22 protein-coding genes are annotated in these 19,940 nt (G+C 67.9%); 10 read left to right on the plus strand and 12 right to left on the minus strand.

Annotation, left to right across the window (positions count from 1 at the left end; genetic code table 11):
• Nucleotides 1-22: 22 nt before the first annotated feature.
• Genes AWB94_RS29040 through AWB94_RS29050 form a run of 3 tightly spaced genes read right to left on the minus strand, consistent with a single transcriptional unit; the run spans nucleotide 23 to nucleotide 2,045 of the window.
• On the minus strand, nucleotides 23-460 hold the full coding sequence (locus AWB94_RS29040; RefSeq protein WP_109762469.1) for an Rv0361 family membrane protein: 438 nt from the start codon (nucleotides 458-460) through the stop codon (nucleotides 23-25).
• Nucleotides 457-1,692, minus strand: coding sequence for a formate-dependent phosphoribosylglycinamide formyltransferase (gene purT, locus AWB94_RS29045; RefSeq protein WP_024451649.1), 1,236 nt, complete (start codon nucleotides 1,690-1,692; stop codon nucleotides 457-459). The genes AWB94_RS29040 and purT overlap by 4 nt, the downstream gene beginning before the upstream one ends.
• A 23-nt stretch (nucleotides 1,693-1,715) precedes the next feature.
• Nucleotides 1,716-2,045 carry a UBP-type zinc finger domain-containing protein gene (locus AWB94_RS29050; RefSeq protein ID WP_062658643.1) on the minus strand — a complete coding sequence of 110 codons (330 nt, stop codon included), beginning with the start codon at nucleotides 2,043-2,045 and terminating at the stop codon, nucleotides 1,716-1,718.
• Nucleotides 2,046-2,090: 45 nt separating this feature from the next.
• Between AWB94_RS29050 and AWB94_RS29055 the strand changes: the two genes are divergently transcribed.
• On the plus strand, nucleotides 2,091-3,686 hold the full coding sequence (locus tag AWB94_RS29055) for a Na+/H+ antiporter (RefSeq protein WP_062658644.1): 1,596 nt from the start codon (nucleotides 2,091-2,093) through the stop codon (nucleotides 3,684-3,686).
• Here AWB94_RS29055 and AWB94_RS29060 read toward each other — a convergent pair.
• A complete protein-coding gene (locus tag AWB94_RS29060; RefSeq protein ID WP_062658645.1) occupies nucleotides 3,673-4,143 on the minus strand; it encodes a MarR family winged helix-turn-helix transcriptional regulator in 471 nt (156 codons plus the stop codon). The genes AWB94_RS29055 and AWB94_RS29060 overlap by 14 nt on opposite strands.
• A gap of 50 nt (nucleotides 4,144-4,193) precedes the next feature.
• Between AWB94_RS29060 and AWB94_RS29065 the strand changes: the two genes are divergently transcribed.
• Genes AWB94_RS29065 through AWB94_RS29085 form a run of 5 tightly spaced genes read left to right on the plus strand, consistent with a single transcriptional unit; the run spans nucleotide 4,194 to nucleotide 9,150 of the window.
• The gene (locus AWB94_RS29065) at nucleotides 4,194-6,176 is read left to right on the plus strand and encodes an MMPL family transporter (RefSeq protein ID WP_062658646.1); all 1,983 of its coding nucleotides are present in this window, start codon (nucleotides 4,194-4,196) and stop codon (nucleotides 6,174-6,176) included.
• A gap of 9 nt (nucleotides 6,177-6,185) precedes the next feature.
• Nucleotides 6,186-6,938, plus strand: coding sequence for a 5'-methylthioadenosine/adenosylhomocysteine nucleosidase (locus AWB94_RS29070; protein ID WP_062658647.1), 753 nt, complete (start codon nucleotides 6,186-6,188; stop codon nucleotides 6,936-6,938).
• The gene (locus tag AWB94_RS29075; protein WP_062658648.1) at nucleotides 6,938-7,744 is read left to right on the plus strand and encodes an alpha/beta fold hydrolase; all 807 of its coding nucleotides are present in this window, start codon (nucleotides 6,938-6,940) and stop codon (nucleotides 7,742-7,744) included. Before AWB94_RS29070 ends, AWB94_RS29075 begins: the two co-directional genes overlap by 1 nt.
• A gap of 9 nt (nucleotides 7,745-7,753) precedes the next feature.
• Nucleotides 7,754-8,956, plus strand: coding sequence for a cytochrome P450 (locus AWB94_RS29080; protein WP_062658649.1), 1,203 nt, complete (start codon nucleotides 7,754-7,756; stop codon nucleotides 8,954-8,956).
• Nucleotides 8,957-8,958: 2 nt separating this feature from the next.
• Nucleotides 8,959-9,150, plus strand: a complete 192-nt coding sequence (locus AWB94_RS29085) for a ferredoxin (protein ID WP_062658650.1) — start codon at nucleotides 8,959-8,961, stop codon at nucleotides 9,148-9,150.
• Nucleotides 9,151-9,331: 181 nt separating this feature from the next.
• On the opposite strand, the gene AWB94_RS29090 is transcribed toward AWB94_RS29085, so the two are convergent.
• Entirely contained in the window at nucleotides 9,332-10,015 is a 684-nt protein-coding gene (locus tag AWB94_RS29090) for a hypothetical protein (RefSeq protein WP_234811921.1), read from the minus strand.
• Nucleotides 10,016-10,326: 311 nt separating this feature from the next.
• Here AWB94_RS29090 and AWB94_RS35305 point away from each other — a divergent pair, with 311 nt between their 5' ends.
• Both AWB94_RS35305 and AWB94_RS29095 read left to right on the plus strand, forming a co-directional pair.
• Entirely contained in the window at nucleotides 10,327-10,467 is a 141-nt protein-coding gene (locus tag AWB94_RS35305; protein WP_165605373.1) for a hypothetical protein, read from the plus strand.
• A gap of 2 nt (nucleotides 10,468-10,469) precedes the next feature.
• A complete protein-coding gene (locus AWB94_RS29095; RefSeq protein ID WP_064961360.1) occupies nucleotides 10,470-10,931 on the plus strand; it encodes a DUF5994 family protein in 462 nt (153 codons plus the stop codon).
• A 66-nt stretch (nucleotides 10,932-10,997) separates the two neighbouring features.
• On the opposite strand, the gene AWB94_RS29100 is transcribed toward AWB94_RS29095, so the two are convergent.
• The 3 genes from AWB94_RS29100 to AWB94_RS29110 form a co-directional block, all read right to left on the minus strand.
• Nucleotides 10,998-11,201 carry a cold-shock protein gene (locus AWB94_RS29100; RefSeq protein ID WP_062658652.1) on the minus strand — a complete coding sequence of 68 codons (204 nt, stop codon included), beginning with the start codon at nucleotides 11,199-11,201 and terminating at the stop codon, nucleotides 10,998-11,000.
• Between the two features lie 96 nt (nucleotides 11,202-11,297).
• Nucleotides 11,298-11,942, minus strand: coding sequence for a PaaI family thioesterase (locus AWB94_RS29105; protein ID WP_062658653.1), 645 nt, complete (start codon nucleotides 11,940-11,942; stop codon nucleotides 11,298-11,300).
• Nucleotides 11,939-13,234, minus strand: a complete 1,296-nt coding sequence (locus tag AWB94_RS29110) for an adenylosuccinate synthase (RefSeq protein ID WP_062658654.1) — start codon at nucleotides 13,232-13,234, stop codon at nucleotides 11,939-11,941. Before AWB94_RS29110 ends, AWB94_RS29105 begins: the two co-directional genes overlap by 4 nt.
• A gap of 69 nt (nucleotides 13,235-13,303) precedes the next feature.
• On the opposite strand from AWB94_RS29110, the gene AWB94_RS29115 reads away from it, so the two are divergent.
• Nucleotides 13,304-13,924: a hypothetical protein gene (locus AWB94_RS29115; RefSeq protein WP_062658655.1), complete on the plus strand. Its 621-nt coding sequence runs from the start codon at nucleotides 13,304-13,306 to the stop codon at nucleotides 13,922-13,924.
• A gap of 6 nt (nucleotides 13,925-13,930) precedes the next feature.
• On the opposite strand, the gene AWB94_RS29120 is transcribed toward AWB94_RS29115, so the two are convergent.
• The gene (locus AWB94_RS29120; protein WP_062658656.1) at nucleotides 13,931-14,836 is read right to left on the minus strand and encodes a UTP--glucose-1-phosphate uridylyltransferase; all 906 of its coding nucleotides are present in this window, start codon (nucleotides 14,834-14,836) and stop codon (nucleotides 13,931-13,933) included.
• A gap of 127 nt (nucleotides 14,837-14,963) precedes the next feature.
• On the opposite strand from AWB94_RS29120, the gene AWB94_RS29125 reads away from it, so the two are divergent.
• Nucleotides 14,964-15,935 (plus strand): glycoside hydrolase family 26 protein, encoded by a 972-nt coding sequence (locus AWB94_RS29125; protein WP_131805372.1) that lies wholly within the window; start codon nucleotides 14,964-14,966, stop codon nucleotides 15,933-15,935.
• 10 nt (nucleotides 15,936-15,945) lie between these two features.
• On the opposite strand, the gene AWB94_RS29130 is transcribed toward AWB94_RS29125, so the two are convergent.
• Genes AWB94_RS29130 through AWB94_RS29135 form a run of 3 tightly spaced genes read right to left on the minus strand, consistent with a single transcriptional unit; the run spans nucleotide 15,946 to nucleotide 19,848 of the window.
• Nucleotides 15,946-18,021: an acyltransferase family protein gene (locus tag AWB94_RS29130; protein ID WP_062658658.1), complete on the minus strand. Its 2,076-nt coding sequence runs from the start codon at nucleotides 18,019-18,021 to the stop codon at nucleotides 15,946-15,948.
• A 1-nt stretch (nucleotide 18,022) separates the two neighbouring features.
• Nucleotides 18,023-18,184, minus strand: coding sequence for a hypothetical protein (locus AWB94_RS35310; RefSeq protein WP_165605374.1), 162 nt, complete (start codon nucleotides 18,182-18,184; stop codon nucleotides 18,023-18,025).
• Nucleotides 18,181-19,848 (minus strand): glycosyltransferase family 2 protein, encoded by a 1,668-nt coding sequence (locus AWB94_RS29135; protein WP_084395372.1) that lies wholly within the window; start codon nucleotides 19,846-19,848, stop codon nucleotides 18,181-18,183. Before AWB94_RS29135 ends, AWB94_RS35310 begins: the two co-directional genes overlap by 4 nt.
• Nucleotides 19,849-19,940: the final 92 nt, after the last annotated feature.

Raw genomic sequence — 19,940 nt, forward strand, 5'->3', positions numbered from 1 at the left:
ACGGTGCGAAGGGTTGGCCGGATCAGGCCGGTCCGGCCGAGCACACCTTCCAGGTGCCGTCCTCCTTGACGAACGACAGATCGGCGCCCACCTTGGTGTCCTCGTCGTTCTTGAAGTGGTAGGTCACCTTGGCGGTGGCGTGATCGCCGTCCACCACCACGTTGCCGACACCGTCGACATACCGTTCCCCGCGCTTGGCCGCCGAATCGCGTTGCCTGGCAAGGACCTCGTCCTGGGTGCCGTGTTGGCCGGCGCAGGTGTAGGTGAGGAAGTCCTGATAGTTCTGCCGCTGCAGCGCGTCGTTCTGGCCGGACACGGCGCGGCCGATGAGTTCCGGGTCGCCACCGCCGCTGTTGCGGTTGAACACAAAAATCGCGGTGATCACAATGACGATGATGACCAGGGCACCCAGGAACGGCGCGGGGGTCGGCCGGTCGGCGGGCGCGTCCTGATCGGTCACGACTGCCAGAGCTTACGCAGCACCACCGAGGTGCGCTGCGCACGGTCCCTGGCCACGGTGACGTCGGGCGCCGTCGCCAGGGTGGCACCCAGCCGGTACCGGCCGTCGGACTCGTCGAGCCGGTCGAACAGGCGGACATCGCTCTCGGCGACCTCCAGCGCCTCGGAGAGCACCGTCAGTACATCCGGCACGCTCACCGGTTCGGTGCGCGTCTCGGCGCTGCCGTAGGACACCTCGGCCGCGCCGGGCGAGACCATGATGGTGTCCACCGACAGCCCCAGCACGGCCCGGGCGTGCAGTTCGAACTGGGACAGCCGCTGGCTGCGCACGGTGACCAGGCCGGCGTCGTCGGGGCGGGGCCGTACCGTGGAGAAGTACACCTCGTCACCCCGGACCAGCAGTTCCACCGCGAAGATGCCGCGCCCGCCCAGCGAGTTGACGATGCGGGCGGCGATCGACTTGGCCGCGTCGAGCGCGGCCGGCGACAGCCGGTGCGGCTGCCAGGTGGCCAGGGTGCCGTCCTCGGCGGCGCGGTGCCCGATGGCCTCGCAGAAATGCACCACTGGACCGGTCGGCCCGGCGGTGCGCACGGTCAGCAGCGTCACCTCGTCGTCGACGTCGACGACGGTCTCGGCCATCACCCGGGTGTGGGTGATGCGCCCGGCGGCCACCGCACGGTTCCAGGCCGGTTCGACGTCCTCGGCCCGCAGCAGCACCGAGACGCCGTCGCCGGGCGCACCCTCGACCGGGGTGACGGTCAGTGGGAACCCGGCGTGCTCGGCGATCGTGGCCAATTCCGCGGCCGACCCGGCGAACCAGAACGGGGCGGTGGGCAGGCCAAGCTCGTCGGCGGCCAGCCGGCGCAGGCCCTCGCGATCGAGGCTGAGCCGGGTGGCGTGCGGTGTCGGGAAGACCTCGATGCGTTCGCTCAGCCCGGTCAGCACATCGGTGGCGACCACACCGGATTCGACGACCACGAAATGGGGCTGCTCCTTGTCGATCACCGCGGTCAGCGCCTCGGGATCGTTCATCTTGACCACGACCGCGCGGTCGGCGACCTGGTGCGCGGGGGCGTCGGCGTACCGGTCCACCGCGACCACGACGGCACCCAGCCGTTGAAAGGCCAGCGTCAGTTCACGACTCATCTCACCGGAGCCGAGCAGCATCACGACGGGCGCGGCAATGTTGCGCATACCGTCCGCGCCGGTCGGGTCCTTCGCGTCCTCAGTCATCGCCAACCCAGCCTGCCAGATCGTCAGCCCAACCGGATGTCGACGTAACACCACCGCCACGATTCACCGGGCTCGGCCGAGCGCATCACCGCATGGCCGGTCTGCCTGAAGTGCGCCGACGCGTGCTGGTGCGGGCTGGAATCGCAGCATCCGACGTGCCCACAGGTGAGGCACATCCGAAGGTGCGCCCAGGCGTTCTCGCCGTCTGCCTCGCACTCCTGGCAGCGCCCCGGCGTCAGCGGTTCGGGTTCGACGATGTCCACCGCGGCCTGGAGGTGTTCGCAGGTTGCCGGGGCCGACGGTGCCGAGGCCCCGGCGGCTCCGGATTCGCGCCGGCGTGATCTCCTCAGCATATTGATCAAGGATACGGACGGACGATCAAAGAGGAGACAACCGCTATGGGGGGCACACTGCTCGCGGTGCTGGCGGCCGCGGTGCTGCTGGCGGGGGTCAGCCGTCGTTTGGACGTCTCGGCACCGCTGGCCCTGGTGGTGGTCGGGCTGGCCGCGAGCGCGATCCCGGGATTCGGCGCGGTGGAGCTGGACCCGGAACTGGTGCTCAATGTCATCCTGCCGCCGCTGTTGTGGTCGGCGGGCTTGGAGAGCAGTTATGTCACCATGCGCCAGCACATCCGCCCGATCGGGTTGCTGGCGGTGGGCCTGCCACTGGCGACGACGCTGGCCGTCGGGTTCGTCGCGTTCCACACGGTGCCCGAGTTGACGGTCGCGGCGGCGCTGACGCTGGGCGCCATCGTGGCCCCGCCGGATGCGGTGTCGGCCACGGCCGTCGGCCGCCGGCTCGGGCTGCCGCGCCAGATCATGACGCTGCTGGGCGGCGAGAGCCTGCTCAACGACGCCACCGCGCTGACCGCCTACAAGGTGGCGCTGGCGGCGGCGATCGGCGCGTCGGCGTCGTGGCGCACCGGGTTGGCCACCTTCGGGTTGGCGGTGGCCGGCGGCCTGGTGGTCGGCCTGGCGGTCGGCTGGTTGATCACCTTCATCCGGTACCGGCTGGACGACCCGCTGGTGGAGAGTGCCATCGGGCTGATCGCCCCGTTCGTGATCTACCTGATCGCCGAGGAGATCCACGGCTCCGGGGTGCTGGCGGTGGTGGTGGCCGCCCTGATCCTGGGCCAGCATTCGACCCGGGCCGGCTATGCCACCCGGCTGCAGGACGACGCGGTGTGGAAGGCGTTGCAGCTCATCCTGGAATCCTTCGCCTTCCTGATGATCGGCCTGCAACTGCCGGAGGTGGTGCACGAGCTGACCGGCATCCCGTTCCTGACCATCGCGGTGTCGTCGGTGGCGGTGCTGGCGACGGTGATCGTGGTGCGCATCGTGTGGGTGTTCGTGTTCGCCTACACCCCGCGGCTGTTGATCAAACGGGTCAGGGAGAACGAGCCGCGGCCGGGTCCGGCGGAGGTCTTCGTGCTGGCATGGGCCGGCATGCGCGGCGTGGTGTCACTGGCGGCGGCGTTCGGTGTCCCGCTGACCACGCTCAGCGGCGACGCGTTCCCGGGTCGTCCGCAACTGGTGTTCCTGACCTTCGTGGTGGTGGTCGGCACCCTGCTGCTGCACGGCCTGACCCTGCCGTGGGTGATCCGGCGCTTCTGCGTGCGCGGTGACGATGCCCAGCAGGACGCGCTCGCCGAGGCCGCCGCCCAGGACAAGGCCGCCCGCGCCGCGGCCGAGCGGCTCGACCAACTCCTGGAGGAACAGCGTGCCAGTGGCACGGCCCTGCGCGACGGCGCCGCGGCGGTGCTGCAGAAATGGAACACCGCCCGGCGCAATGCGGCGTGGGAGCGCCTGGGCCGCAGCGAGGATGAGCTCGGCGAGAGCCCGGCCTCGGCCTTCCGCCGGCTGCGGTTGGAGATGCTGGCCGCCGAACGCGCGACGTTCATCGCCGAGCGCGACGCCGGCAACATCGACGACGAGGTGCTGCGGTCGGTGCTGCGCGGCCTGGACCTGGAAGAGGCCACCCTCAATCGGCGCTAGCCCGGAACTGCTGCATGGCGCCGGTGAGCGCTGCGAAAACCCGGTGCGCCGCTTCGAGATCCGCGTCGGGTAGCCCGGCCAGCGCCGCCCCGGTGAGCCGGGCCAGCGGTGTGAAGAACGTCCTGGCCACCTCGAGTCCGTGGTCGTCGTAGCGCAGGATGACCTTGCGGCGATCGGCCGGATCGGCGTCGCGGCGCAGATGCCCGGAGGCGATCATCCGCTCCACCAGGTAGGTGATGGCCGCCCCGGAGGTGCCCAGCAGCTTGCGCAGCTCGCCCGCGGTCAGCGGGGTCCCGGCGGACTCGGCGACCATCACGTGCAGCAACGCCTGAAAGTCGTTGGTGCCCAGATTGTTCCGCCCGGCGAATGTGCGCCCGATCTGGTCGGACTCCGCCGTCAGCGCGCGCACATCGGCGGCGATCTGCGCCTCCAGGGCGGGCCGGTCGGCTGAGGACATGTCGGCATCCTACAGTTGATTAAAGTTTAAGTATCTGAAATATTTGCCGCATGTCCCGACGTATCTCCTGGGCGCTGGCCGTGGTCGTCGTGCTGATATCCGGGGCGCTGCTGGCGCTGCTGGGGTCCGACGATTCCGGGTCGCAATCACCGGTGTCGGTCCCGTCGTCGGCCGAATCGGCTCGCGCCGACGCGCTGCGCGCCGATTTCCCCGGCGGCGAACAGGTTCCGGCCGTCATCGTGGTGACCCGAACAGACGGCGGCCGGTTGACGCAGGCCGACATCGCCGCCGCCGGTCCCGGGGCACGCGTGTCCGCGGACGGGGCGGCGGCGGTTGCGGTGGCCCCGTTGCCGGCAGATCTGTCCGGATTCGCGCTCGACGACGCCGTGCGTGACCTGCGCACCGCGGTGACCGCAAAACTGCCCGACGGGGTGCGCGCCCAGGTCACCGGCGGGCCGGCCTTCGGCGCCGATATCGCCAATTCCTTTGCCGGAGCGAACATCACGCTGCTGGCGGTGACGGCGACGGTGGTGGCACTGCTGCTCATCCTGACCTACCGCTCCCCCGTGCTGTGGCTGGTGCCGCTGCTGGTCATCGCGTTCGCCGACCGGGTGGGCAGCGTGCTCGGCACGGCGGTGGCATCCGGGTTCGGGCTGAGCCCGGACGGATCGACGGGCGGGATCACCAGCGTGTTGGTGTTCGGTGCGGGCACGAACTATGCGCTGCTGATAATTTCGCGTTACCGCGAGGAACTGCACGTGCGCGCCGACCACCACGACGCCCTGCGGGTGGCGCTGCGCGCATCCGCTCCCGCCATCCTGGCCAGCAATGCCACCGTGGTGTTGGCCCTGCTGATGCTGGTGTTCGCATCGGCGCCGAGCAACCGCAGCCTGGGCGTGCAATCGGCATCCGGCCTGGTGGTGGCCGCGGTGTTCGTGCTGCTGGTGCTGCCGCCGCTGCTCGGCGGATGCGGCCGGCGGTTGTTCTGGCCGTTCATCCCGCAGGCCGGGGTGGCGGCCGAACCGCTCACCGAGAGCGGATTCTGGCACCGGATCGCCGCGAGCGTGGCCCGCAGGCCCGCCGTGGTCGCGACGACGGCCCTGGCCGGCCTGGCGGTGTGCTGCGCAGGGCTGTTCGCCACGCCCGTCGGGTTGTCGCAGACCGAGCAGTTCCGGGTGCAGGCCGAGTCGGTGGCCGGTTATCGGACACTGGCCGCCCACTTCCCCAGCGGGCTCACCGATCCGGCGCGGGTCATCGCCTCGACCGCGTCCGCCGAGGCGATGCAGCGGGCCATCACCGACACGCCCGGCGTGACGTCGGCCGACCCGACGGGCCGGGCGCCGACCGGGCTGACGCAGTGGTCGGTGGTGCTCGACGCCGAGCCGGCATCGAAGGAGGCGTTCACCATCGTTGACGCCCTTCGCGATTCGGTGCATCGGGTGGACGGCGCCGCGGTGGTGGGTGGCTCGGATGCGCAGGCCCGCGACGCCGCCGCGGCCGCCCAACGGGACCGGCTGGTGGTGATCCCGGCGATCCTCGGCGTCGTGCTGGCGGTGCTGTTCGTGCTGCTGCGTTCGGCGCTCGCCCCGCCGCTGCTGGTCGCGGTGACGGTGCTCAGCGCGCTGGCAGCCCTCGGCCTGGGCGGCTGGGCCGGCGTGCACCTGTTCGGCTTTCCCGCACTGGACAACGCCACCCCGCTGTTCGCGTTCCTGTTCCTGGTGGCCCTCGGTGTCGACTACACGATCTTCCTGGTGACCCGGGCCCGTGAGGAGACGCCGGCGTTCGGGAACCGGGCCGGCATCGTCCGGGCGGTATCGGCCACCGGGGCGGTGATCACCAGCGCGGGCATCGTGCTGGCGGCGGTGTTCTGCGTGCTCGGGGTGCTGCCCCTGATCGTGCTGACCCAGCTGGGCATCATCGTCGGTCTCGGCATCCTGTTGGACACCTTCGTGGTGCGCACGGTGATCATCCCCGCCCTGTTCACCCTGATCGGCCCGCGCATCTGGTGGCCCGGGTTGCACGCCGACCGATAGCGTGGCCACATGACGACGGGCGTGTTGTGCGCGATACCCGACGAGCTCGGCAGTTTCGTCGAGCTCATGCCCGATGCCACGCAGACCACGGTGGCGCAGTGGTCGTTCACCGCCGGCCACATCGACGGGCACCACGTGGTGGTCACCGAATCCGGGATGGGCAAGGTGAATGCGGCCACGGCCACCACGCTGTTGGTCGCCAAGTTCGGCTGCGACGCCGTCATCTTCAGCGGCGTCGCCGGCGGACTCGACCCGGACCTGGCGATCGGGGACATCGTCGTCGCCGACCGGATCGTGGCCAACGACTCCGGAATCATCGAGAACGAGCGGCTTTCGCTGTACCAGCCGGGGCACGTGCGGTTCTTCAACCCGACCGACGAACTGGGCTTCGACACGGACGGCGAGCTGCTCGCCCGGGTGCGGCGCAAGCTGTCGGCGGTCATGCTGCCGATTCTCGACGCCGAGGCAGGCGGTCAGGACCGGCCACCGCGGATCAGCTACGGCACCATCCTCTCCGGTGACGCGTACCTGCACTGCGCCGTCACCCGCGAGCGGCTGCACCGGGAGCTCGGCGGGTCGGCCGTCGAGATGGAGGGCGCGGCGGTGGCTCAGGTCTGCGCCGCACTCGGCGTGCCCTGGCTGGTGATCCGGGCGCTGTCCGATCTCGCCGGGCATGACCCCGACATCGACTTCACCCTGTACACCACGCAGGTGGCGCACGCCGCGGTGCACATCGTGCACTCGCTGCTACCGGTCATCTGATGGACGCCCGCACGTTGCCGACGACGCTGGGCCGGTTGCGGGTGCAGACCCGCGGCACCGGCGAGGTCATCCTGTTCTGGCCCAGCCTGCTGATGACCGGCGACATGTGGGCCGGGCAGGCCGACGCGTTCGGCGCCGACCACCGGGTGGTGTTGATCGACCCGCCCGGCCACGGCGGCAGCGAAAGGCTCACCGCACCTTTCAGTTTCGCCGACTGCGCCCAAGTGGTCGTCGACCTGCTGGACGGCCTGGGAGTGCAGCGCGCGCATTTCGTCGGCAACTCGTGGGGCGGCATGATCGGCGGCACGTTCGCCGCCCGGTTCCCGGACCGGATCGGCCGGGCCGTGCTGATGAACTGCACCGCCTCGCCGGCCGGCGCCCGGCAGCGATTCGAGTACGGGCTGCTGCTGCGGGCCGCCAGCGCGCTCGGCGGTATCCGCGGTCCGCTGACCCGCGAGGTGCTCAAGGCCTTCCTCGGGCCGACCACCATGCGCACCCGGCCCGATGTGGTGGCCTTCGTCCGGGCGGCGGCCGCCCGCGTCGACGTGGGCTCGGTGTCGCAGGCGGTACGCAGCGTGGTGCCGCGCCGGCCGGATCAGCGCGCACTGCTGGCCGGGGTGCGTACACCGGTGCTGGTGGTCGCCGGCGCCGAGGATGCGACCTTCCCCCTCGAGGAGACGCTGGCGATGGCCGATGCCATCCCGGGTGCGGCCACGGCCGTGCTCGACGGGGTGGCGCACCTGGCCGCGCTGGAGAACCCGACCGTCGTCAACGCTCTGATCAAGGACTTTGTGTTCGGCGGGTAGCGTCGAGGCATGACGGCCCGTGTCTTACCGCCGGTGCACATGCGGCGCAACGGCTTCGACCCCACCCCCGAGCTCGCGGCGCTGCGTGCGGCGGCCGGGGTGCAGTCGGTGATCGGCCCGCTCGGAAATCAGGCTTACCTGATCACCCGGCACGAGGACGTCAAAGCCGTCCTCGCCGACCACGAACATTTCTCCAACAGCCGGCCGGCGGATTTCACGCTGCCCGGGGCGCCGGAGGTCTCCGCCGCCGAGCAGGCCGCCGCGCGGGCGGGCAACCTGCTGGGCCAGGATCCCCCGGAGCATCAGCGGCTGCGGCGCATGCTCACCCCGGAATTCACCATCCGCCGGATGAAGCGGCTGGAACCGCGGATCGCCGAGATCGTCGAGCAGCGGCTGGATGCGATGGCCGACGCGGGTCCACCCACGGATCTGATCGCCGAATTCGCGCTGCCCATCCCGTCTTTGGTCATCTGCGAACTGCTCGGTGTGCCGTATGACGACCGCGCCGGCTTCCAGGAACGGTCCGGGCGCCAACTCGACCTGTCGCTGCCCATCACCGAGCGCATGGCGCTGCAGCGGGAGAGCCGGGACTATATGCGCGGGCTGGTCGTGGCGGCCCGGGCGGCTCCCGGCGAGGACATCCTCGGCATGCTGATCCGCGAACACGGCACCGAGCTGACCGACGACGAACTGGTTGGCATCGCCGGCCTGCTGTTGCTGGCCGGGCACGAGACCACGTCGAACATGCTGGGGTTGGGCACGCTGGCGTTGCTGCGTCATCCCGACCAGCTCGCGCTGATCCGCGATGATCCCGAGGCGGTGGCGCCGGCGATCGAGGAACTGCTGCGCTGGCTGTCGGTGGTGCAACACGCCATTCCGCGCTTCACCACCGCCGCCGTCGAGGTTTCGGGCGTGCCGATCCCCGCGCACAGCCTGGTGTTCGCGTCGCTGCCGGCGGGCAACCGGGACCCGTCGTTCGTCGACGCGCCCGATGATCTCGACGTGCGCCGCGGCGCACCGGGGCACCTGGCCTTCGGCCACGGTGTGCACCATTGCCTGGGTGCACCGTTGGCCCGGATGGAGATGCGGATCGCGTTCCCCGCACTGTTCCGCCGCTTCCCCGGACTGGCCTTGGCCGAAGATTTCGAGGACGTCGAATTCCGGTCCTTTCATTTCATCTACGGATTGCGGTCATTGCAGGTGGGGTGGTGAGCATGAAGGTGGAAGCCGACCGCGACGCGTGTGTTTCCGCGGGGAATTGTGTGATGGTCGCCGAGGCGGTCTTCGATCAGGACGACGACGGTGTGGTGGTCGTGCTCGCCGACGAGGTGCCGTCCGGCGAGCAGGAACACGCCAGGGAGGCGGTCCGGCTCTGCCCGGCCGGCGCGCTGCGCGAAATCTCCTAGGCGGCTCCGGGTTGGCGTGTCGATTGCCCGCCTTCGAGCGACTTTTCAGCGACAACGGTCGAATAGTGTTGGGCCAGTTGACTTCCGGATGTCAATGGTCGGCGGTTCGGCGCGTGCCCCGCGGCCTCCGTCACCGCCGCAACCAGCACACCATCGACGCCGACACCGAACCGCCACCGTTCTAGGTGGATTCGCTGCCGTCACCGGTCCGGCCGGGCAGGTGGATGACGCCCGACCGCGCAAGCAGCATCAGGCTGACCACCAGCACCCACATCGGGAACACCAGTGTCAGCCAGACCGACGTATCGGCGGCCACCAGGACGATCAGCGCCATGGTGTAGGTGGCCAACGCCAGCCAGCGGGGCATCACACCGGTTTTCAGCCATATGGTGGCCAGCGAGATCATGAACACCGCGGCCATCCGCAGCGCGTAGGTCTTGCCGAGTGCGGTCAACGTCATGGTGGCGAAGGCCACCACCTCGGCCCGTGCGGGCTCGTCGAGCACATCGGTCCCGCTGTGCGCCAGGCCGATTCCCACCGACGTGGTGGCGAACACCATCGCCAGGAACAGCAGCCCGGCGCCCAGGAACACCGAGGAGAAGAACTTGTCCTCCACACCGGCGAACCCGTCTCGCACCACCCCGATGAACCACAGGAATGCGATCCCGGCGAACGGCATGAGCGTCGCGGCCACTTTGAGGTGGCCGCTGCCCGCGACGGTCCACTGGGCGCCGTGCGCGGCCCCGTCGGGCACCGTCGTCCACAGCAACACCAGCGCGGTGGTGAACAGCAGCGAGAAGAGGACACCCGCGGCCGCGGCGGCCCGCGGCGTGGTCAGGCGGCGGAACGGAAATGGCGTCGTCACGGCGTCATGGTCGCATCTGGAGCGCATCCGACGCGGGTGAACCGACGCCCTTAGTGCCGGGCGTGGGCCGCCTCGTGCCGGACGATGCCGTGCCGGCCGCACCGGTGGCTGCCTGCGGCAGGGACGGCGGTGCAGCCGGGGCTTCGGCAGGGGCGATCGAGATAGGTCATCGAGGATCCTCCAAGTTTCGGGTGGGACGGGTGTAGCGTGAGAGGTATCCAAGCCGACGAGGCTCAGGCACTTCACCCGCTTTCCGTCTTGCGCGTTGTGCGTCTTGTGTTGGCACACGAATCAACTGTCGAGGAACGCGTATGCACTCCAACGATCTCTTCTCACATCCGGACCGGCCCGAGGTCACCGGTGACGTCGGCAACGACGACGTCACGACGCTGACGTTCTCGGATCGCCCGACCGCACCGCGGAAGTGCCACCCGGCCGTTGGCACGGCGTGAGCATGGCATCCCAGCGTGTGCCGCGGCCGGTGCGTCTGACGCTCGCCGCGCAGCTGGGATCCGATATCGACGGCGCGTGGTGGCCGCGCGGCGCCTCCCTCGCGGCCGAACTGACCGAGCTGGTGACGGCGCTGCACCCGAAGTTGGGTCAGCTCACCGATATTCGAGTCAATTGGTCGGCGGTCGAGGGGCCGCCGGACCTGCACATGGTGGCCCTCGGTGGCGCCGCCATCGCGGCCAACCGCCGCCCCCGGCTGTTGTTGGCCATCGGCACGCAGGCACGAGCGAAACTGCTCGTCATACCGAGCACCACGTCGATCGAGCTGGGCATCATGGTGATGAAAGTCAGTGCGGGACTTGATGTTCAGCACTCAGAAGAAGTTGGCGCGCGAGTTCATTCGGCGCAGCGGATTCTGCTGGCGGCCCAAACCGAGAGCTCGACCTGGGGGCGCGTCATCGCCTGAGCTCGGGCACAGAGACGAAAAGGCTGGCGCAGCCGAAGCTGCGCCAGCCTCTCAAGTCAGGTTCGTTCAGATTACCGAAACGCCCACTGCCTGCGGGCCTTTCGCGCCCTGCTCGATCTCGAACTGAACGCGAGCGTTCTCCTCGAGCGAGCGGAAGCCACTTCCGCTGATCTCGCTGTAGTGGACGAAAACATCGGCCGCTCCGCCATCAGGAGCGATGAAGCCGAAGCCCTTTTCGCCGTTGAACCATTTCACAGTGCCCTGTGCCATTGAACTTACTTCTCTCATTTACAAGCGCGACAACCAAAATGTGCGCTATCTGACGGTAACACCCCGAAGGCATAACCGCACCATCGGAACTGCGCGCTAGGGCTGACCCGGCAGCAACCTGATCATCAGACCGTTGCCCTCGGCGAGCAGATTGCCTGCACCGTCGAGCAATTCTGCGTTGACGTAAGCCTTGCGACCCTCGACTTCCCTGATCCAACCCCGCGCGGTCAGCGTGGTGTCGATCGGCGTCACCTTGCGGTAGTCGACGTGCAGGAAGGCGGTCCGGCTGATGGGCCGGCTCGCGGCGTGGATGACCATGCCGAAGATGGAATCGAACAGCAGCGGCAGCACGCCACCGTGCACGGCATGGTTGCCACCCACGTGATAGCGGCTGAACTGCACCTGCAGTTCCACGCCCTCGGCCTCGAACTTCGTCACGTGCCAGGGCGGCATGAGCAGGCTGCCGGCTCCGGGCAGACTCGGCACCCGGTTGGCGGGCCCTTCGCCCTCGGCCGCCCGGTACGGGTCCAACAGCTTGACCAGGTCCTCGACCCGGTCGGCGGCCTCGTCCCAGGTGGCGCTGTCGGGGTTGACCGAAACCGCCAGGTCCTGCGCACGGCGCATCGCCGTGAGGAAGCGACCGAACCCTGGGCCGGGGTCGGCGGCTTCGAACACCGGAAATCCGCCATGCCGGTCGTACTCGGGGTCGGCGCGCCGCGGGTCCAGACCGAAATCGGTCACGGGGCCGCCAGGATGTCGCGCCGCACGATGGTCTGGTCCCGGCCGGGACCGACCCCGATGCACGACACCTGCGCACCCGCCAGTTCCTCCAGCCGCAGCACGTAGTCCCGCGCCTTGGCCGGCAGCTCGTCGAACTCGCGGGCGCCGGAGATGTCCTCCCACCAGCCGGGCAGCTCTTCGTAGATCGGTTCGGCGCGGGCGATATCCGATTGGGTCATCGGCATCTCGTCGGTGCGCTTGCCGTCGACCGTGTAGCCGACGCACACCGGCACCGTCTCCAGACTCGACAGCACGTCCAGCTTGGTCAGGAAGTAGTCGGTGATGCCGTTGACCCGTGTCGCGTAGCGGGCGATGACGGCGTCGAACCAGCCGCAGCGCCGCGGCCGGCCGGTCGTCACGCCGACCTCACCGCCGGTCTTGGCGAGGTAGGCGCCGTGCTCGTCGAACAGTTCGGTCGGGAACGGGCCCGAGCCCACCCGGGTGGTGTAGGCCTTCAGGATGCCCAGCACGGTGGTGATGCGGGTCGGTCCGATGCCCGAGCCCACGGCCGCGCCACCGGCAGTCGGGTTGGACGACGTCACGAACGGGTAGGTGCCGTGGTCCACGTCGAGCAGGGTGCCTTGGGAACCCTCCAGGAGCACCGTCTGGCCGTCCTCGAGCGCCTGGTTGAGCAGCAGCCGGGCGTCGGCGATCCGGTGCTTGAAACCCTCGGCCTGGGCCAGCAGGCTTTCCACGACCTCGGCCGGGTCCAGGGCCTTGCGGTTGTAGATCTTCACCAGCACCTGGTTCTTGAACTCCAGGGCCGCCTCGATCTTGTTGGCCAACTGCTGCTCGTCGAGCACGTCGGCGACACGGATCCCGATGCGGGCGATCTTGTCCTGATAGCAGGGACCGATCCCGCGGCCGGTGGTGCCGATCTTCTTGCTGCCCATGTACCGCTCGGTCACCTTGTCGATGGCGACGTGGTAGGGCATGAGCAGGTGCGCGTCGGCCGAGATCAGCAGGCCGGACGTGTCGACGCCGCGCTCCTCAAGACCGGACAGCTCGGTGAGCAGCACCCCGGGGTCGACGACGACACCGTTGCCGATGACGTTGGTGACACCCGGGGTGAGGATGCCCGAGGGGATCAGGTGCAGGGCGAAGTTCTCGCCCGTCGGCAGCACCACGGTATGACCCGCGTTGTTACCGCCCTGGTAGCGCACAACCCAGTGCACGCGTCCACCGAGAAGATCGGTGGCCTTACCTTTGCCCTCGTCACCCCACTGGGCCCCGATGAGCACGATTGCCGGCATGGCATTTCTCCCGCTTAAAGTGATGCAGCCGGTGACCCACCATATCCGAGCGCGGCCACAGGAGAGGCGTTGACCACCACAGACAGCGATCGAGAGATCAGTGTGCTGGTCTTCGGTGACCGACGGATTCCGCCCGCATTGTTGCGCTGTCCTGCGGTGATGGTGACCGAGCCGGCGGATGTCGACGCCGCGTTCACCGCCCGCCGGCTCGTCGTGCTGGGGTCCGAATCCGATCTTGCGACGGTGTTGGGCCGGTTGATGCGCGCCGACCGTCTCGACATCGAAGTCGCCCGGGTGGGCCGGTGGCGGTCGGGGCGGCGGGCCCGCACCGGTGCGGTGACACGGCTGCCACTGATCCGGGACGAAACCGGCACCGTGCTGGTCGGCACCGCGTATTGGCTCCCACCGGATGAGTCGGCTCGTCATATCGAGGGCGAGGCGGTGGTGGACGACACCGTGCTGTTCGACGGCACGGCCACCGCGGTGCGCATCGAACCGATCGCGGCGCAGCCAGGGCTGCGGGCCAGCGTGCTCACCGCCCGCATGCGGCCCGAACAGTGGGTGACCGGCCGGGCGGTGCAACTCGGCACCACCGGGGCCGTGGTGGTGCGCGACGGGGTCCGGGTGCCGCGGCCGGTGCGGCGGTCGACGTTCTACCGGCATACCCAGGGCTGGCTGTCGGTCCGCTGACCCGGGCTACTGCAGGCCAAGCCGTGTGATCAGCCACTGCCGCAGCGCGGGACCGTAGTCGTCGCGTTCCAGCGCGAAGTCCACCGCGGCCTTCAGGTACCCGCCGGGGTTGCCCAGGTCGTGCCGGTTCCCGCGATGCACCACGACGTGTACCGGGTGCCCCTGTTCGATCAGCAGGGCGATCGCGTCGGTGAGTTGTAGTTCGCCGCCGGCGCCCGGCTCGATCTGGCGGAGTGCATCGAAGATCGCGCGATCCAGGATGTACCGGCCGGCAGCAGCGAACGACGACGGGGCGTCCTGCGGCCGTGGTTTCTCCACCATGCCGACGACCTTGAGCACGTTCGGGTTCGCGGCATCGGGAACCTCCTCGACGGCGAACACACCGTAGGCGCTGATCTCCTCGGGCGCGACGTCGATGGCGCACATCACCGAGCCGCCGCGTTTGATGCGCACCTTGCCCATCGTCTCCAGGACGCCGGTCGGCAGCACGAGGTCGTCGGGCAGCAGCACCGCGATGGCGTCCTCGTCGGGCAGCAGGGTCGCTTCGACACATCCCACCGCGTGTCCCAGACCCAACGGGGCCTTCTGCACCACCGACTCGACCTTGATCAGCGCGGACGACCGGCGCACCTTCTCCAGCATCAGGTGCTTGCCACGGGCCAGCAGCGTGCCTTCGAGCACCAGATCCTCGACGAAGTGCGCCACGACACCGTCCTTGCCTTCGGAGGTGACGATGACCAATCGATCGGCCCCGGCTGCCGCGGCCTCGGCTGCGACCAGTTCGATTCCGGGCGTGTCCACGACGGGTAGCAGCTCCTTGGGCACCGTCTTGGTGGCCGGCAGGAACCGGGTGCCCAGACCGGCCGCCGGGACGACCGCGGTGTATGGAAGTATCCTGCGCGACTGCGTCATTCACCGATAGTATCGGCGCAGCGGCCGCATCGCCATCCAGGGATCGTGAACAACCGGAGTCGAGCCGGAGATGTCAGCCGTTTGACCGACATTGTTGTTTATCAACGTAATTCACGGGAGGTACCGGTTGCCTAAAGACTCGCGGAGGATCACCTTCTCGCGTCGCACCGCCCTCGCGTCGTTGTCACTGGGCGCGGTGACGCTGGTCGCGGCGTCGAACGTCTACCGTCCGCACCTCCAGGATCGGGTATTCGGCCTGGCCGCCAATGGATTCGATGACGAAGCGGTCAAGCGCACGGCGACCACGGCCGCAGCACTGGGCAGGCGGCTGGATGCACTGGTGTTCTACGACGCCTTCTCCCAGCAGGCACCGCTGCCCACCGCACTGCTCGACCGGATAATGGCACTCGGCGTCATGCCGGTGTTGACATGGGAGCCGTGGAATCCCGAGGGCGGTGCCGCCCAACCGCTTTACTCGGCAGCTCAGATCGCCGGTGGACGGTTCGACGCCTACGTCGCCATGTGGGCCAGGCAGGTCGCCCAGGACGGCCGCCGGTTCATGCTGCGGTTCGGCCATGAGATGAACGGGGATTGGTATCCCTGGTCGGTCGGCCGGTCCGGCGCCAGACCAGAGGATTATGTCGCAGCGTTTCGGCGGGTCCGCCGGATCTTCGACGATTCCGGGGCGAACCAGGTGCAGTGGGTGTGGAGTCCCAACGTCATCATCAACGACGACCGCGACGCGATATCGCACTGCTATCCGGGCGATGACTATGTCGACGTGATCGGGATCGACGGGTACAACTTCGGCGACGACGGCGGACATCGATGGCGCACTCCCGGTGACCTTTTCGGGCCAACCATCGATCTGGTAGCGGAACTGGCACCGAACAAGCCGGTGTGGATCACCGAGGTCGGCTGCGCCGACCGCGGCGGCGACAAGGCTTCGTGGATAACCGATTTGGTCAGCTTCCTCGAATCCACCGATGTCGTGGGGCTGATCTGGTTCGAGGCGGACAAGCCCGGCGAGCCGGACTGGCGACTCACCAGCACGCGTGCGACGGGCGACGCTGCCCGTGCCGCACTGCGGGGCTGGTGAGCACGCTCGCTCATCGGCCTTTCAGATCGAGGCCCAGGCCCTTGATCTCCTGCTCGACCGCGGGGATCAGAGCATTGATCGCCGTCGCCGTCAGATGCGAATCATCCCGGTACATCAACGTCCCGTTGCGCACCGCCAGGCACTTGGTTCCCTGGCACAGGAACGGATTCACGTCCAGCACCGGAATGTCGAGGTTCTCCCCGCGCAGCTGGTCGGTGACGATGGGTTCGGTTCTGCGCACGTTGTTCAGGTCGAAGTCACACTTCGACCAGTCGTCCAGCGCGCCCGACACACACTCCGGAATGTTGCGCTGCGGGTACGGGGTGTCCCTGATGTAGATCAACTTCGCACCCGTGGCCCGCAACCGGTCCAGCGTCTGGTCCCAGGCCAGTTTGAACTCCTGGTAGTCGGGCACATACGTCGACAACGACCCGATCACGATGAACTTGGGTTGCAGCGCGGCGATCGCGTTCAGACTGTCCTCGCGCCAGCCCAGGCAGTCGGGCTTGGTGAAGGGATCGGTTCGCCCGTCACGCGGCTGCAAAGCGGCAGCGGGACAGGCAGCCTTGGTGTACCAGCTCAGCCGCCACTCGTTCGCGCTGGCGATCTTGGCGATTGCGGGTAGCCACTGCTGGGCGTGACTGTCACCGAAGAGCACCGCGGGCACCCCGTCGGCAGGACCTTGCACGCACGTCGACGGCGTCTCGCGGTTACCCAGTTGAATCAGGCATTCGTCCTGCGGCGGACGGTCGTCGAACGCCTTGAACGGGTTCGGTGTCACCGGCCCCGAGGTCACGCCCGTGGGGGTGCCGAACACCGAGGTGAAGCTGACGTTGACGTTGCTCGAGGTGATACCACTGCTCGCGGCCTTCACTGCGAAGACCCCTATGGTCATCGTCATCGCCACTGCCGCAACGGTTCCGGTCATGCCGACGGCGATGGATGCCATGAGATTGCGCTTCAATTCGGCCGACGACATCAACGGGCGTTCCAGCAGGCTGGTCGATATCCAGGCCAGCACCAGTGCGCCCAGACTGACCGGAACGAGCACGTGCCAGTCGGTGACACCGGTGGCCTGCTTGAACAGCACGATGACCGGCCAATGCCACAGATACCACGCGTAGGAGACCTTGCCGATCCAGCGTAGCCATCCGACGACCAGTACGGCGCCGACAGCCGGGCGTGCGGTCCCGGCGATCTGCCCGGCGGCGATCATCGCGCCGCCGCCGAGCGTCGGCAGCAGTGCCGCAGCACCGGGATACGGCGTGGTGTGCCCGAAGGTGACCGTGGCCACCACGACCGCCGACAACCCCGCCCACCCGACGAGCACGGCCGCCCCGCGCAGCCACCCGAGGTGTGCGTGCCGGGCCAGCAGTGGTTGCATCACCGCGACCAGAGCGCCCACCCCGAACTGCCAGGCCCGGGTGTGCGTGGCCATATAGGCGACGACGGGGTCGGCGACGGTGAGGTACAGCGAGGACACCAGCGAGCCGATCGACACAGCCCCCACCCCCACCCCGACGACCAGACGGATCGACCATCCGAAGCGCCGCGCCAGGTACGCCAGGCCGATCACCAGCAACGGCCAGACGAAGTAGAACTGCTCCTCGACCGACAACGACCAGAAGTGGGTGGCCACGCTGTCGTCGGACGCGCCCGCGAGATAGTCCTTGCCCTGCAGGATGAATCGCCAGTTGGCGATCTGCAGTGCCGCCGCCAGCAGGTCGAAAGCCTGCCGGAACACCGACAGCAGTGGCATCAGCAGCCAGACCGCGACCGAGGTCGCCACGACCGTCACCGCGGCCGGTGGGATGATCCGCCTGGCCCGCCGGGCGTAGAAGGCCTTCAACGCGATTCGGCCGTTGTGTTCCATTTCCTTCACCAGCAACCCGGTGATCAGGAAACCTGAGATGACGAAGAACAGGTCGACCCCGACGAAGCCGCCGGTCATCTTCGGCACTCCGGCGTGGAACAGGACGACGATCGTCACCGCGATACCACGCAGACCTTCCACGTCGTCGAAGAAGCTGCGCCGGGGCGCATCCGGCGGGCTCGCTGCGGGGCGTGGCAGGGTTGCGACGGTCATCTCACGACCCCCACGGAATCATCAGATCGAACCATCCGAATGCGATTGCGGCGGCGAACACCAACGCCGACGTGTAGCCGATGACCTCGTACACCGAGATGCGGTGCGGGTTGCGGCGCCGCCAGCGGGCCGGGATCCAGTGCCGGCCGGTCCGGGGGTTCACGACGCGACCGCCGTCGCCTCGATACCCGGGCGGACCTCGCCGGTGCGCCGCACCCGTCCGTCGGTGACCGCGGCCGGAGCCAGGATCTTGCCGAACTCGCTCAGCAGCGGAACGGCGAGGTACGTGTACAGCAGCAGGAACATGGCCATCAGCCAGAATCGGCGGATGCCGTATGCCTGCAGGTCGTAGATGATGACGCCCCAGAAGGGCACCAGCGACAACAGGATCGCCGCCGCGCCCACCCGGCTGACGGTGCGCGCCAAGGAATTCGTCGAACCGACCGCCCCGGTGGGAACCCAGCCCGCCGACCTGCCCCTGAGTTTGTGGGCTATCGCGACGATGTGCGCGTAGCTGTAGGCCATCTGGATACGCAGCACCTCGAACCGCCATCTGCCCCGTGACACGCAGGGCAGGACGACCAGGTACACCCACAGGCCCACCAGGAACGGTACGAACTGGATGGGCTGGACCTGATCGGGAAAGAAAGCCGCCATCACCAGGCCAGGGATGTACAGGGCGATCACGTTGATCGCGGTGGTGATGTAGTACAGAACGCCGGCCCAGAAGCAGATCCTCTGCCGGAAGGTCATTTTCAGACTGTCTCCGCAGTGTTCGTTCTCCAGCCGCACCAATGATCCGTTGCACCAACGGTATTGCTGATTGAGGAAGCCGGCGAGATCGGACGGGCACAGCCCTCGAGAGACGACGATCGGCACATAGCGGGTGTGATAGCCCGCCCGCATCAGAAAGAGTCCGGTGTGGATGTCCTCGCTGTGCTCGATCTGGGCGAATCCGCCGGCGGCCTGCAGTGCCGCGCGCCGATAGACGGCGCAGGTGCCCACGCACACGGCCGCATCGAACCGGTCCCGGGACGGCAGAATCCACCGATAAAACAATTCTTGAGTGGAACCGGCGGTCCGTTCGATCCAACCCTGTTCTTCGGTGGTACTGAAGTATTGCGGACTTTGTACGATCCCGACGCTGGGATCATCCATATAGGGAATCAGATGATTGAGGAAATCATGCCGCGGGCAGAAATCTGCATCGAGAATGACAATATGGTCTCCCCCGGTGTTCTTGAATGCATATTGCAGATTCCCGGCCTTTTTCATATGTCCGCGATCGGGGCGCCGAATATAGTGGAATCCGAATTGGGACGCCAACTCGCGGACATTGTCCCGGCCGCCGTCGTCAAGAACATATACGTTGATTTCACCCCGCCATTCCATGCGGGCCACAAAGGTATAGGTGTTACGCAGGACGTCAAGACCCTCTCCGTAGGTGGGCAGGAAGACGTCGATGCTGGGGTAACCCGCCTGCGGTTGCCAGGACTGCACGAGCGTGCGATGTGACCGGGCACTGTACCGCCGGGTGTTGAAGCTCGTCACGGCCGACAACACGTTTCCGACGATGTTGAGCCCGAGGACGACGAGGAGCGGCCACAGCAAATACGGTGCCGAGACGGTGAACTCGAATAAGCTCCAAGCAGCGAGAACATAGGCGAGTAGCAGCAATAATTGGACCCAGCGCATCTGTGGCCCGAAATAGCTGTACAGCTCCTCGTCGGAAGGAGGTCGGACCAGCGCGTCGACCGGTCCCCCGTCGATGGCCACGAGCTTCGGCATTGTTCCTTTGCCGGTATCGATGTTTTCAACGACTGTCATTTAGACCCCTAAATGGGCTCTTCACAGATGAGGGTGTAGAGGTGGTTGGCGCGTCGTTGCCGGGATAGAGGTCGAGGTCTCTCGAAAATGAG

Origin of the sequence: Mycolicibacterium canariasense, from assembly GCF_002101555.1 — a bacterium.
GTDB classification, from domain to species: Bacteria; Actinomycetota; Actinomycetes; order Mycobacteriales; family Mycobacteriaceae; genus Mycobacterium; species Mycobacterium canariasense.